Annotated in this window: 11 protein-coding genes; 3 read left to right on the forward strand and 8 right to left on the reverse strand. The window is 60.2% G+C overall.

Translation table 11 applies throughout. The features are described 5' to 3' along the window. Positions 1 to 85: 85 nt before the first annotated feature. The 5 genes from EMQ_RS11075 to EMQ_RS11095 are packed head-to-tail and all read right to left on the reverse strand — an operon-like array spanning position 86 to position 4986. Complete coding sequence (locus EMQ_RS11075) at positions 86 to 847, reverse strand: nucleotidyltransferase family protein (RefSeq protein ID WP_010667164.1); 762 nt, start codon at positions 845 to 847, stop codon at positions 86 to 88. Continuing rightward, complete coding sequence (locus EMQ_RS11080; protein WP_010667163.1) at positions 844 to 1638, reverse strand: sterol desaturase family protein; 795 nt, start codon at positions 1636 to 1638, stop codon at positions 844 to 846. Before EMQ_RS11080 ends, EMQ_RS11075 begins: the two co-directional genes overlap by 4 nt. Continuing rightward, positions 1635 to 2795: an LptF/LptG family permease gene (locus EMQ_RS11085; protein WP_010667162.1), complete on the reverse strand. Its 1161-nt coding sequence runs from the start codon at positions 2793 to 2795 to the stop codon at positions 1635 to 1637. The genes EMQ_RS11080 and EMQ_RS11085 overlap by 4 nt, the downstream gene beginning before the upstream one ends. After that, positions 2792 to 4096 carry an LptF/LptG family permease gene (locus EMQ_RS11090; protein ID WP_010667161.1) on the reverse strand — a complete coding sequence of 435 codons (1305 nt, stop codon included), beginning with the start codon at positions 4094 to 4096 and terminating at the stop codon, positions 2792 to 2794. Before EMQ_RS11090 ends, EMQ_RS11085 begins: the two co-directional genes overlap by 4 nt. Further along, entirely contained in the window at positions 4093 to 4986 is an 894-nt protein-coding gene (locus EMQ_RS11095; protein WP_010667160.1) for a metallophosphoesterase family protein, read from the reverse strand. Before EMQ_RS11095 ends, EMQ_RS11090 begins: the two co-directional genes overlap by 4 nt. Before the next feature lie 364 nt (positions 4987 to 5350). Between EMQ_RS11095 and EMQ_RS11100 the strand changes: the two genes are divergently transcribed. The 3 genes from EMQ_RS11100 (at position 5351) to EMQ_RS11110 (ending at position 8852) form a co-directional block, all read left to right on the forward strand. Then, positions 5351 to 6325 (forward strand): diacylglycerol/lipid kinase family protein, encoded by a 975-nt coding sequence (locus EMQ_RS11100; protein WP_010667159.1) that lies wholly within the window; start codon positions 5351 to 5353, stop codon positions 6323 to 6325. Next, positions 6319 to 7320 carry a hypothetical protein gene (locus EMQ_RS11105; protein ID WP_010667158.1) on the forward strand — a complete coding sequence of 334 codons (1002 nt, stop codon included), beginning with the start codon at positions 6319 to 6321 and terminating at the stop codon, positions 7318 to 7320. The genes EMQ_RS11100 and EMQ_RS11105 overlap by 7 nt, the downstream gene beginning before the upstream one ends. Positions 7321 to 7589: 269 nt before the next feature. Beyond that, on the forward strand, positions 7590 to 8852 hold the full coding sequence (locus EMQ_RS11110; protein ID WP_010669068.1) for an NAD(P)/FAD-dependent oxidoreductase: 1263 nt from the start codon (positions 7590 to 7592) through the stop codon (positions 8850 to 8852). A 113-nt stretch (positions 8853 to 8965) separates the two neighbouring features. Here EMQ_RS11110 and spt read toward each other — a convergent pair whose 3' ends face one another. From spt to EMQ_RS11125, 3 genes are all read right to left on the reverse strand, one after another. Then, positions 8966 to 10162: a serine palmitoyltransferase gene (gene spt, locus EMQ_RS11115; protein ID WP_010668874.1), complete on the reverse strand. Its 1197-nt coding sequence runs from the start codon at positions 10160 to 10162 to the stop codon at positions 8966 to 8968. Positions 10163 to 10168: 6 nt separating this feature from the next. Beyond that, on the reverse strand, positions 10169 to 10420 hold the full coding sequence (locus EMQ_RS11120) for an acyl carrier protein (protein WP_010668875.1): 252 nt from the start codon (positions 10418 to 10420) through the stop codon (positions 10169 to 10171). 188 nt (positions 10421 to 10608) lie between these two features. Beyond that, positions 10609 to 12399, reverse strand: coding sequence for a fatty acyl-AMP ligase (locus EMQ_RS11125; protein WP_018307997.1), 1791 nt, complete (start codon positions 12397 to 12399; stop codon positions 10609 to 10611). Positions 12400 to 13517: the final 1118 nt, after the last annotated feature.

The following is a 13517-nucleotide window of genomic DNA, read 5'->3' on the forward strand; positions in this document are numbered from 1 at the left end:
AGTTTCTGGTAAAGCTTTTTTCAAAAAGCTTTAGAAAGAGGCGCTTTATTTAAAGAAGATAATATCCCTGAAAAGAAACGGCAGTCTATGCCGTTTCCATCAGCTTTCGCACTAGGGCCAGATCAGCAGGTTTGTCCACATCCACAGCCGCACGACCGTCCGGCATGAAGACAAACTTCCCCTGTGCGCCAGTAAGTTTCAGAATGCGCGCCAGAAGGTTTTTCGTTCCCAGACGCTTCAGCAGGAACCGGAGCAGAATGCAGGGACCAAGCAGCCAGCCCATCCGGAGCGGGTGTTTGCGTTCCTTTTCGATTTTTCGCCAGAGCATAGCAACTCTTGCAGAAGCCGGTGTACGGAAAAGGAAAAGATTGCAGCCTGAAAAGGCAATATCGGAAAGGCGAATGAACGTCCGGCGTGTTCCGGGAACATCCCGCGTCACAGCGGCTTCGCTGGCGACACCCACGGCAATGTCGGCGTCTTCGGCGCCATCGAGGAAAAACTGCACCCATTCGGGGCGCAGAAGCGGATTGTCCGCCGTGGTGACCAGAAGTGGTGTGCCGCAGTCACGAATGGCGGCAAGAACGCTGGCGCTCGGCCCTTGCGCGGCGTCCATCGTCTGAACGCCATCCGGAAGAATCCCGTCCAGAACAGCAGGGTTTTCGATACAGACAAGAATGCGCCCGATGCTCGGCACGGCGCGGAGCGTATCGAGCACATGCGTGATCATCGGTTTTCCGGCAATCGGGATGAGCGCCTTGTGCGAAAGTCCGGCGGTGACCGCCATCGGGTCAGCCGCTCCTGCGCGTGACCCGGCCAGAACGATCGCTGTCAGTCCGGCTTCGGTCACGCCGCATCCCGGCTGGCTGAACGGGTGGAAGGGCGAGCGCCGTCGGGACGGTCGCGTGGCGGGGAGCCGGTCAGCTTCATAACCCACGGATAACGCTTCGCCTGCTCCAGATTGTAGCCGAGGTTGAACACGCTCGGGCTGCGGGGACGGGCACGGGCTTCTTCATAGAAAGAGCCGAATGCACGATCCACGACATAGCTGGTGATGCCGAAGTTGCCGTCCTCATCATGGAAGTGATGCAGGACGTGCCACGCCTTCATCCGCTGGATCCATGCCGCCTTCGGCTTGTAGTTCAGGTGCTGGATGCAGTGAAAGAATTCGTAAATACAAGTGATCGTCACACCGGCGCCAAAAGCCGTCGCAGCGGCTCCCCAACCACCGATCAGCCAGCCGACGGGAATCGTCACAGCGCCGATCGTGGGCAGGGTCGTGGCGGGCGCACCGAACAGAACGTCCAGCAGATGCGGGTCCTGATGGTGGTCAAAGTGGATGCGCTTCCACAGGGAGGCGGTCCAGCGGGATTTGTAGAGCCACTGTCCGTGCAGAATCCAGCGGTGCAGGGAATACCAGACGACCGGATAGACCAGCATGACAGCGAGGATGGACGTGAGCGTCGCACCCCAGCCCGCGAAGAAATGCGCGCTGAGAATGACGCTGACCACAATGAGGGTGAAATACAGCAGAATCGTCGGATAGGTCAGGTAGGCGATCCACAGCTGACGCAGATTCATCTTGCCGAGATCAAAGCTCCGCCCGGACCGGATGGTCGGATTCCGCAGGGTGCCACTCATTTGTCTTCGTTCCTTAATAACGCGGTGCCGGCGGCCAGTGCAAAGATGATCAGGCCGGGGACAGTCGCGACGGGAGCCGGTAGGAGACCTGCGTTGCCCATCGCACGGAACATGCCCTGCACAATGATGAACAACAGACCGGCACCGAGGCACCAGACCGGCAGCCAGCTCCTCAGCCCTGTTCTGGGGGGTATATAGATCACCGGCATCGCCAATAAAAGCATGACGATCAGTGCGAGTGGTCTGAGAAAGCGTTCGAACAGGGCTGCGCGGAGGTAACCGGGCGTCTGGTTGGTGGCGATTTTGCCATGCAGCGCGTCCAGAATCATGCCCGAAGACAGGGGAGCGGCGTCCATCGAAAGCCGCAGCATGTCGTTCGGTCCAAACGGATTTTTCCACAGGGCGTCAAGAACCGTGCTCTCGTTCGCCGTGGTGTCCAGCTCGGCGAATGAAACCGTCACACAGTGAATGTCGGACAGGTGCCAGCCGCTATAGCTGTAGACGGCATGATCCGCGTGCAGCGTGCGCAGAATCCGGCCATCCCCGCTGCGATCATACAGATCGACATTGAACGCTTCCCGACCCGAACGGGCGATATAACCCACATGCGCGAGTTCACTGTCGGTGGGGGGCAGGCCGGTGGCCGGCCCCATGCAGGCCTGAGCTACACCACCGGGAACATGGAACCAGAACGCCTTGCCGTTGGCCGGAGTCGGATTGGTGCGGTTCCACCAGGAGGCGAGCGCCAGCTCGGAGCGCGGCGTGATCTGATCCTCCAGCACGCACCCGAACAGCCCGATCAGAATCGCGGACGGCAGCAGTTTCCTCAGAAAACCCCATGGTGAAAGACCCGCCGCCCGGAGGATGGCGATTTCACTGGAGATGGTCATCTGCGTGAACATCAGCAGCCCGGCGATCAGCACGCTGAGGGGCAGGGCGGTCTGGAGCATCGCGGGCAGATGCAGCCCCATGTAGGTCAGCACGCCCTTGATGCCGAGATGACGCTTGAGGATTGGCGTCATCTGTTCAAGGAGCGCGAGAATCTCCATCAGGGCGATGAGGATGCCGCAGCACATCACCGTGCGGGAAATGAGCGTGCGGGAAAGATAGCGCAGAAGAACGTGACGGGGACCTTTTGCGATCCGTTCTTCGGTCATCGGGCTCCCTCCACCACATTCCCGGCGGCACCTGTTGGGGGAAGCGCAGGACGGCTGCGCCGGATCGGCAGGATGCTGGCCCGGAACAGCAGCAGCAGGGTGCAGGCGGTGCAGAACACGACGGTCGGCAGCCAGATGACCAGCAGCGGCGAGGATTTGCCGCTGGCGATCAGGCTCTCTCCAAGCTGGAGGATATGGTCATAGGTCACCAGCAGCAGGACCGCGACCGCGAGTCCGGCGCTGCCCCGTCTCCGTTTGCCGATCACGGCCAGAGCCGTGGCGAGAACGGGAATGAAAGGAATCGACAGACTGCGCGCCAGCCGGAAATTCAGTTCGGCCCGCATGTTTGTCAGGGGAATGTCGTTGCTGGTCGAGGCCTCGGGAGCCGGTATCAGGTCTGTATCCGTATCCTGTGACGTGTCCCCCTTTTCCGCCTTCGCTGCATGGCGGACAGCGTCGATCTTGCGGGCAAGCTCGCGCGAAGTGAGTTCACGCTCATCATCGCCACGATTACGGAACGTCGCCTTGTTGGTGCGGCTGATCAGACGTTGTGCGTGGTCGAAGGTGGTGACCGTGGGTTGCACACCGGGTCGGATGGTCAGGATCGAGCCGTTGAACAGCTCGATCTGGACTTCTCCCTTGGCCGCATCCGTGCGGAGGGAGCCGGTCTGGGCCGTGATATCGCGTTCCTTGCCTTCCCCCAGATCCCGGATGAACACGCCCTTGAGCTGTGACCCGGCGTGGCTGACATGATCGGCTGTCAGCATCAGCCGGGGAGAAGGGGACGCGAACATGCCGGACTGAAGGACGGGTGCCCATCCGGCGTGGCTGGCGAAATAGAAGCCTTCCCGGAACTGGTAGCGGGCATGGGGCTGGATATAGCCGTAAAGCAGGATCGACAGCAGCCCGATCGCAGCGCCAGTCAGGGCGAAGGGGCGACAGATGCGCGCCAGAGAGACCCCGCTGCTCATCAGGGCGTCGATCTCGTCGCCTTCGCTCATGCGACGGATGACCGTGAAGACGGACACGCACAGCGCGGCAGGCATGGCCAGCCCCAGATAGTGAGGCATCAGGTCGGCCAGAAGCCGCAACAGGGTAAAAAACGGACTGGCTTCGGACGCCAGCACGTTCAGAAGCACCAGAAGCCGCTCAAGCAGGAGCGCGATCAGCACCACAGAGACGGCGATGACAAACGGCGGAATGGTCTGGCCGAGCAGATAGGTGTCCAGCGTTCCCGGACGGATCCAGGAGGGCAGCTTCGCCAGAGGCGGCCTGTAGCGGTCATTCCCCTGCGTCGTCACAGCACGGACTCTTTCGTGGGCCGGGTGAAGCGGGTCGTCCGGAAGTCGTGAAGCTGCCCGTCCGGTGCCAGACGACGGGAATTCACGGTGATCTGCCAGGACGGGGCTTCCTTGTGGATGCTGATCCTGTTCCAGCCTGCCGCCCGCTTCAGGCTGTGGCCGGGCCGGTGCGACGCGGAGGTGACGCCGATGACCGGGATGTCACTGCCGGGGATCGTGCTGAACGTCCCCTGATGGGAGTGGCCGTGCAGGACCATCTCCGCACCGGCGGAGCGAAGGGCGTCCGTGAAACGATCCAGTCCGCGCAGCGCCTTGCTCCAGAGGACCATTCCCTTGCGGGGCGGATGATGGATCATGACGACGCGACACAGTCCCTGCTCGCCCGTAAGCCGGAGCAGTTCGACCATCCTGTCGATCTGGATGTCGCTGACCCGACCGGACGCGAAAAAGGGTGGGGAAGGGACAGCGGAACTGACGCCGATCAGGGCGACGTCTCCCACGCGCAGGAAAACGGGCGTTGCCTCATTGGGCATTCCGCCGACGTCGCGCCACAGTCCCGGACCATCTGACCATGCGGCCCGGATCATGGTGTCATGATTGCCGGGGATGACGGCGCGGGGTTGCGTCATGCGATCAAGCCAGCGCGTGGCGGCAAGACATTCCTCGTGCGTGCCCAGATTGGTGAGATCGCCTGTGATGGCCAGCGCATCGGCGCCGCAGGCCTCGATATCGCGCATGACGGCGGCGAGCGCACCGGTTCTGTGAATATGACGCCTGTTGAAGCGCCATGAAATCATGCTGATGATACGCTTGATCGCCCATTCCCGGCGGGACGGCACGATTTCGAGCGGAAGATGTGGATCGGACAGATGTGCCAGAACGGCTGACAAGATGCGGCTTCCTGACCTGCCTGTGCAGATCCCTTGAGGGTCACGGTTCCTGAAAGGGGCCTTGCTCCCAATCTGCTGCATCGATCCCCCAAACCGCCCGGTCAATCAAGAGTGCTGCGGGTGAAATTATAGGCAGCATTCTTCCCTACACCACAACGCATGCTTTCCTGAAACCTGCATCCGACCATCAATTAAACGCCATGAGCCACAGGGATGGCCTGTGTGCGGCCATGACCACGGCTGGCGTGCGGAAAGGGACCACCTGACCGGAAATGTGACAAGTCTGCGATGCGCGTCTATATGACGCCGCGTATTTGCGAAATAAGCCGTCCGGGACGGTGGTCTGAAAAGAGCGGATTGCCGAATGCCTGAACGCGTCGCCCTGATTCATAATCCGCGTAGTCGTCGTAACATAAGGAGCGGAGGGCGGTTCGCCGAGCAGGCCCGTGCGGCGCTTGGCCCGCTCTTTATCTGCCCTGAAGGCCGGAACGGGCTGGTCGAGGCGATCGCAGAGATGGCGCGGCAGGATATCCGGGTGATTGCGGTGGATGGCGGTGACGGAACCGTCAGCCATGTGATCAGTGCTGTCCTGAACGCCTATCCCCATGAGCGACTCCCGGCTCTCTCCATCCTGCCATCCGGCAACACCAATCTGATCGCCAGTGATGTCGGGTGCAGCCTGCGGGAAATGGCCGCCCTGTCGCGCCTGCTGGAGAAAGCGGAGCAGGCCACCCTCATGGATGATGTGTCATGGCGTCAGCCGGTCATTGTCTCATGGACCGATCCGGATCGCCTGCCCGTGGCTGGCATGTTCTGTGGACTGGCGGCCTTTACCCGCGCCATCGAACTTGCGCACAATCCGGCCATTCTCAACCGCTATGCCCATGATACGGCCATCTTCGCGACAGTCCTGTGGGGACTGCGGCTTTTTCTCAGGAAAGAGGTGCGGAGCCAGTGGCTCGGTGGCTCGCCGATGACCGTTACCGTGGATGGAGGGAGACCGGACGCTCACCCCCGTTTTCTGTTCCTGTGCACAGGGCTGCACAAGCTGTCCCGCGGCGTCTGGCCTTTCTGGCTTGATTCCAGCCCGACTGGTGGTTTGATCTATCTCGATATTCTGGGACACCCCCCGCGTCTGGCGCGGAATCTTTTCTCTGTTCTGAAAGGCCGCATCTCGGCCCGGTTGCGTAATTCCAAGGCCTATCGCAGCGGCATGGCGGCGACCATCAGCATCAGCACGCAGGATCGTCTGGTGATGGACGGGGAAGAACTTGAGGCCGGAGCGGATGGCCTGCTGCATCTGACAGAGGGGCCGCGTATGGCCTTTGTAAGATGCTGAGCTCTGATCGGACACTGGCCTCGGCGCGTGCGGCGGGTGTGGTGGCCCGGACAGTGGTCGCTGAACTGACGGAACCTGTTCCACCCATCATCACCCGCTTTGTGGAGCGACTTGTCGGCTCGACCCGTCCCGTCGGTGTGCTGTTTTATGGCTCGCTGGTGAGAACCCTGACGAAGGGTGACACGACACCGGAGGCTCTGTCGGAGGGTGTTCTCGATTTCTATGTGATCGTGGATCGACAGGGGGATTGGCCGCGCGGTCGGCTGGCGCGTCTGGCGAACGCCGTGCTGCCGCCGAATGTCGAATATCACGAGCATGAAGTCGACGGTGTGCCACTCCGCGCCAAGGTGGCGATCCTGACGCTTGCCCAGTTTCGGCGTCTGACGCGTCCTCAAAGCCGGGACACCACCATCTGGTCGCGCTTTTCCCAGCCCGTGCGTCTGGTCTGGGTCCGCGATTCCGAGGCCGCGGATTCCCTTCTGCGCTGCGTTGTCCGCGCTGTCGGCACCGCCGCCCGCTGGGCTGCCGAGCTGGGTCCGGAGCACGGTCGACCGGAACAGTATTGGGAAGCGCTTTTCCGCAGGACCTACGCCGCAGAACTGCGGGTCGAGAAAACTGGTCGCTCCCGCAGCCTGATCGAAGGCGAGGAGGCTCGGTTCAGCCAGCTTCTGACGGCGTCCTGGGTGGCCGGGGGGCTGGAAGCGTCGGTTCTGTCCGATGGCGAGATTGCTCCGGACATTGCGCCTGCCGAACATAGAACCGCCCTGCGCCGCTGGTCAGCCCGTGCACGGCTGGGGCGACCGCTGAACATCGCGCGTCTGGTCAAGGCGGCGTTCACCTTCACCGGTGGGGCGCGGTACCTTGTGTGGAAAATCCAGCGTCACAGCGGTGTCGCCATAGCGCTCACGCCGTTTGCCGAGCGTCACCCGATCCTGTGCGCCCCGGCTGTGCTGTTGCGGCTTGTCCGGGCCGGGGTTTTCTCGCGGTCGTCCTGAAGGGGCTGTTCTTTTTCTGAAAGAAAAAGAAGCAGAAAGACTACTGTTTGTCTGGAAGTCGGTTTACCGAACGATAGTGTCTCCTAACAGGACAAAGTTTTTTGGTTCTTTTTTTCAAAAAAGAACAAGATTTCTTTCCCGTCCCGAGAAAATCGATCGACCAATTTCCTGCCCATGTATGGGAAAGCTGCGCGCTTTACTGTAGGAAAAATCAGGCAAAACAATCATCGGGAGCAGCAGGCTCCCAGTCCGGACGGGAGTGTCTTTGCATGGCGCGGTCAGCACTTGTTCTCGGTGGAGGCATGGTCGGTGTCAGCACCGCATGGCACCTTCAGCAGCGTGGTTACGATGTCGTTCTGGTTGAACGCGGCGAACCGGGACGCGAGACGTCCTATGGCAATGCCGGGCTGATCCAGCGCGAGGCCGTCGAGCCGTACGCGTTTCCGCAGGATTTCCAGAAACTGGTGCAGGTCGCGCTCAAGCAGGGAAATGATGTCAATTACCGGCTGTCCGATCTGGCGGCCATCGCGCCCCGACTGGCGGAATACTGGTGGAATTCCAGGCCAAAGCGTTACGAGACGATCACACGCGGTTTCGAAGCGCTGATCCGTCACTGTCTGACCGAGCATGATCGCATGATCGACGCGGCGGGTGCCGGAGATCTGGTCAGACACGGCGGCTGGACCCAGATTTTCCGCACGGAGAAGGGATTCGCCGACGGAGCCGCCAGAGCCCGGCATCTCGCCCGTGAGTTCGGGGTTGAAGGCCGGATTCTCGATAGCGCGACGCTGGCCCATGCGGAGCCTGCCCTGTATCGCAAAATGACGGGCGGCGTTTACTGGCCCTCTCCTTATAGTGTGAACGACCCCGGCGCGCTGGTGCAGCGTTACGCGGACCTGTTTGTCGCCGGAGGTGGGAAGATCGTGCATGGTGACGCCCGAACACTGGCGCATCTCGCCTCGGGCTGGACGGTGCGGACGGCTGACGGCCCGGTGTCCGCCGAGCAGGCGGTTATCGCGCTGGGACCGTGGTCTTCCGACCTGACGCGGTCCATGGGGTATAAATTCCCGCTCTTCGTGAAGCGCGGCTATCACCGCCACTTCAAGTGGGATGGGCACCTCAACGCGCCAATGATCGACACGGACGCCGGTGTGGCGCTGCTACCGATGGCGCAGGGGCTTCGTGTCACCACAGGGGCGGAGTTTGCCTTGCGGGACGCACCGCCTTCATGGAAGCAGATCCTGAAAAGCGAGAAGCTGGCGCGGGAGATGCTGGATCTCGGCGAGGCCGTGGAAACGACGCCGTGGATTGGAAGTCGCCCCTGTGTGGCTGACATGCTGCCGATCATTGGCGAGGCTCCGGCCCACACCGGACTGTGGTTCCACTTCGGCCATGCGCATCAGGGCTTCACGCTTGGTCCGGCGACAGGCCGCCTCTGCGCCGAGATGATGAATGGTGAAACACCTTACATCGATCCGCTGCCATATCGTCCGACGCGATTCCGGTGCGGACGTCGCGCTTTTCCTGTTTAAATCTGAGAATAAACAACAGAAGTTTTTGGGTGCCGCCTTTTTTCAAAAAGGCGGTGTTCCCTGAAGCTTTTTGAAAAAAGCTTCACCAAAAACTTTTGTATGTATTGTAGTCTTCAGGCTGAAGCAGGCAGTCGCGTCATTGCTTCGCCGAAGATCTCCACGGCACGGTCGATCTGCCCGCTTGTATGCGTCGCCATGACCGAGCAGCGCAGCAGCGGGTGATGATCCGGCGTTGCGGGCGGCAGGCTCAGATTGACATAGAGGCCAAGGCTGAGAAGCGTGTTCCACAGCATGATGGCTTCCGGAATCGTCTCCAGAACCACACCGACAACGGGACTGACCGTCTTGCCGGTCGTCAGACCGAGCTTGTTCAGGCCGGTATGGAAACGCTCAGCGTTCTCCATCAGGCGCGTGCGAAGTTCCGGCTGCGCTTCCATGTCGTCCAGCGCCGCCATGGTCGCCGCAATGACTTCCGGCGGCAGTGAGGCCGTGAACATGTAGGGACGGCAGTGCAGGCGCACCAGTTCCAGCTCAGGATGACGGGAAACGCAGTAGCCGCCCACAGTGCCGAGACTTTTGGAGAAGGTGCCGACAATGAAATCAACATCGTCTTCCACGCCAGCAGCTTCCGCCACACCGCGCCCATTCGGACCGAGCACACCGAAAGAGTGGGCCTCGTCCACCAGCAGGGTCGAGCCGGTCTCACGCTTCACAGCGGCCATTTCAGCCATTGGGACGACGTTGCCGGTCATCGAGTAGATGCCCTCGACCACGACCAGCTTTGCGCCTGGCTCGTCCTTGATCCGGTTCAGGCGCTTGTGCAGGTCGTCCGGGTCGTTGTGACGGAAACGGATGACCTGTGCGTGCCCGAGACGGCTAGCGTCATAGATGCTGGCATGGCTGTCGGCGTCCAGCAGCAGATAGTCGCCCTTGCCGGCCAGCGTGGAGATCATGCCGAGATTGGCCTGATAACCGGTCGAGAAGACCATGCAATGCTTCTGTTGGAAGAAGCCAGCGATACGCTGCTCAAGCTGCTCGTGCAGGCTCTGCGTACCGTTGGCGATGCGTGAGCCGGTCGTACCGACGCCGCGGGCCTTCACCGCTTCCACGGCGGCTTCGATGGCGCGAGGAGACTGGCTCAGGCCGAGATAGTTGTTGGTGCCGAACAGAAGGGTCTCGCGGCCTTCGATAATTCCGACGGTCGATGACAGCGGACGCTCGATGACGACGGAGAACGGGTTGCGTCCTCCTTCGGCCTGAAGCTCGGCAAGGCGCTGCTCGACGCCACGGAATTTGTCGAAGATGCTCATGACCGATCAGCCGCCCTTCTTCAGGGAGACGATGCATGCCGCCAGATCGTCAATCGTGCGAATCTCGGCCAGACGGTCGAGAGGCACGGACACGTCCAGCTCATCCTCGATCTCCATGACGAAGTTCATGACCGCGAGCGAGTCGAACGCGAGGTCTTCGACAATCTTGCTGGATCCGCTGATGTCACGGGGCACCTTGGGATTGGCAAGGAGCTTGTTGATGATCAGAGCCGAGACGTCCTGAACCGTTTCACTCATTCGGGCACCTTAAAACAGTCATTGCGGAGAGAGCCATGAAGGCATGTCTCCGCTCAACTGCGGGGTTATGGCGGAAAAGCCGGTCATTCGCCAGAGGTAATGTCACGCCCCTGACTCCGCCCGGGTGTGACGGGAGGACATCGGGGCGGAACAAGCCCTGTGAACCGGGCCTTATGCCGCCCCCGACATCAGGCGGCGGACGGTGTGTTTTCGTCCAGACGGTTGAAGGCGCCAGCCAGAAGCATTGTCTTTGCCTTTGCCCGGGTGAGCTTGCCTGAAGACGTCTGGGGCAGGGAGTGCGGCGGCAGCAGAATCACGGTCGCATCCACGCCGTGACGCCGGAAGACCGAGCTGACGCGCTCGCTGAGAGTCGTGCGGGCCTCGGGAGTTGTGGCGCGGCAATGAACCAGCGCCACGATCTTTTCCTCGTGGTTCTCTTCCACGGAAAAGACCGCCACGTCATGGTTGCGGAGACCTTCGATCTCGTTCTCGGCGCTCCACTCAAGATCCTGCGGCCAGATATTACGGCCGTTGATGATGATCAGGTCCTTGGCCCGGCCGGTTACGACAATCTGTCCATCCAGCATGTAGCCAAGATCGCCCGTATTGAGCCATCCGTCCGTGCTGAGAGCTTCGGCGCTTTCTTTCGGCAGGCGGAAATAGCCGCTCATCAGGCTGGGGCCACGGGCATAGATCGTGCCGACATGGCGCTCCGGCTGAACGGAACCGTTGGCTGCGCGAACCTCGATTTCATGTCCAGGCAGAACTTCACCGCACAGCACGAAGGTCCGCAGCAGGTGGGATGGATCATTGCACGGATGCGCCACGCCTTCCGTTTCCAGACGACGCAGATCGATCGTGTCGGTCCGCAGTCCGACATTCAACGGAGCAAAGCTGATGGCGAGCGTGGCTTCGGCCATCCCGTAGCTGGCGACGAATGCACGGGCATCGAAACCCTGCGAAGCGAAACGCTCGGCGAAGTTTTCAAGGATATGCGGGCGAATCATGTCGCCGCCGATTCCAGCGACACGCCATGTTGAAAGGTCGATGTCGGCAGCGCCGGAGCGACGTGAGCAGAGATCGTAGCCAAAGGACGGGCTGTAGGACAGCGTGCCCTTGTTGCGCGAGATCAGGTCCAGCCAGACATGCGGACGGCGCGCGAATTCACGGGTCGGCAGCAGGTCTACGGTCAACTGACAGGCCATAGGCGTCAGGAAGAATCCGACGAGTCCCATGTCATGATAGAGCGGCAGCCAGGAGACGCAGCGATCGCCTGTCTCACGGACCTGAAGGCCGTCGTGGCTGATGGAGTGAGCGTTGGCCATGCCGGAGCGCTGTGTCACGCACACGCCCTTCGGGAAGCGTGTGCTGCCCGAGGAAAACTGGAGATAGGACAGATCGTCCGGCTTGATGGTCGGCAGCAGACGGTCGGCGGCAGGCAGCTCCATCAACTGGGCTGGTGAGCCACCGAATTTCAGGTCGAAGCCAGCGATGATGTCATCGGTCCAGCCAGCGATGATCTCCGGCACGACAATGGCCGAGACATCGGCGGTTTCGATCATGCCCCGGATCGTGCCGACATATGTCTCACGTCCACCGAATGCGACTGGCAGTGGCATGGGGGTGGCGACAAGGCCGGCATACTGACAGCCAAAGAAGATACGGGCGAAATCACCGTCGCTCTCGGCGATAAGACCGACGCGATCTCCAGCCTGAAGTCCGAGTGTCAGCAGTCGGCGCGCCATTTCACGGGCCTGCTCACGCAGCAGGCTGTAAGGCAGCGCTTCGAGCAGGACGCCACGTCCGGAATAGATGTTGTATCCCGCAGTGCCCTCGGCAGCGTAGTCCAGCGCTTCCGTGAAGGTCGCAAAATCACCATAGCGACGTTTCTGGTTGGAAGCGGTGGGAACGGGAGTGGGAGTCGTGTCCTGAAAGCCAGTGATGGTAGGCATGCTTTCGATACGGGATATGACAGTCATTCAGCTGGCCATTCTCAGGTAATATGACAACCGCTTTGCGGGTAGGCGAAGGTGTAAAGACTTATCGCCGTTTCTGTCGGATTTGAGGCCTATATAATATTTTTGCCGTTTTATGAAAGGTTGGGCCGTGATCGGCGGCTTCGGACGCCGATATTGCCCCCTGTTTCTGTGCTGGCACGCGGGCGGCAATCTGTCGCTGTTTTCATGTGATTCGTTCCTAATCTGCTGTTTTTAAACAATATATTTGACGTCCGTGTTTGCGGGGTGGCGTCAGCCATCAGGAGTGAAATGGGCATGGAAGATATGATGCCGCAGCATTCCGGGAGATTGCCTGCCTAAAGGTTTGCGAAAAATTAAAAAAGGAAACTTGTGAATAAAGACAAACAAATTTGTAAAAATTACTGCTCCATGAGGTTGCTCTCATGAAACGGAGGGAAATAATTTTTGTTGCCTGATTGTGTCTCTGGCTGGACCGAAAAATAACGGTTTATGGCGCGGCTGACCGGTGATTTTGCTGTTTGCGCTCGGCGGCCTTGTTATCCGAGGACTTATGGTCAGGCGAGCGTAGAAATAACTGTCTCCGTTTGTTTCGGACTCGGTTGTGCGGCTGATGCTTTGGGGAGGCTGTCCTTCTCGAATGGTTTCAGGTGCTTCCCGTGTGACGTGTCAGTCCGCAAGGGATGTATTGGCACTGCCGTGTTGGTTCTTCACATATAAGAAGGCTGCAAAGACGCGTCCGCTCCGTGGTTAGGGCGTGTCAGCCTGATATCTCGGCAAATATCGGCTGCATTATATGAGAGGCACCTGAGCGTTTCTTAGAAGGTGCACCATCTTTGCGTGTTCTGAGCAGAAATGCCTCTCCAATGGATTGCTCTCATCGTTTGATTTCAGTCTCCAGAAGCTGACTGCGCTCGGACAACTTAAGGCGCCTAATCGAGCCTGTAGATCTTATCCACCCTATTGGGTCGTCATTCAAAGCTGGGGTAGGTGGTCACGTCTGAGTCGGGATGTCATCTCCTTTCCAACGATAAGCTGTTCTCGGATTTGACGGCGAGCACCACGCTCCTGATGGCTCAGATGAACCAAGGGTGGGTGCGTTGGGGCGTGTATTAGATTCG

This window comes from Acetobacter aceti NBRC 14818 (genome assembly GCF_000193495.2).
Lineage (GTDB): Bacteria > Pseudomonadota > Alphaproteobacteria > Acetobacterales > Acetobacteraceae > Acetobacter > Acetobacter aceti.

What these genes read in the sequence shown, in the direction of transcription:
- EMQ_RS11080 (WP_010667163.1), bottom strand. Translation starts at nt 1,638, where the DNA reads ATGAGTGGCACCCTGCGGAATCCGACCATCCGGTCCGGGCGGAGCTTT.
- EMQ_RS11085 (WP_010667162.1), bottom strand. Translation starts at nt 2,795, where the DNA reads ATGACCGAAGAACGGATCGCAAAAGGTCCCCGTCACGTTCTTCTGCGC.
- EMQ_RS11100 (WP_010667159.1), top strand. Translation starts at nt 5,351, where the DNA reads ATGCCTGAACGCGTCGCCCTGATTCATAATCCGCGTAGTCGTCGTAAC.
- EMQ_RS11105 (WP_010667158.1), top strand. Translation starts at nt 6,319, where the DNA reads ATGCTGAGCTCTGATCGGACACTGGCCTCGGCGCGTGCGGCGGGTGTG.
- EMQ_RS11110 (WP_010669068.1), top strand. Translation starts at nt 7,590, where the DNA reads ATGGCGCGGTCAGCACTTGTTCTCGGTGGAGGCATGGTCGGTGTCAGC.
- spt (WP_010668874.1), bottom strand. Translation starts at nt 10,162, where the DNA reads ATGAGCATCTTCGACAAATTCCGTGGCGTCGAGCAGCGCCTTGCCGAG.
- EMQ_RS11120 (WP_010668875.1), bottom strand. Translation starts at nt 10,420, where the DNA reads ATGAGTGAAACGGTTCAGGACGTCTCGGCTCTGATCATCAACAAGCTC.
- EMQ_RS11125 (WP_018307997.1), bottom strand. Translation starts at nt 12,399, where the DNA reads ATGACTGTCATATCCCGTATCGAAAGCATGCCTACCATCACTGGCTTT.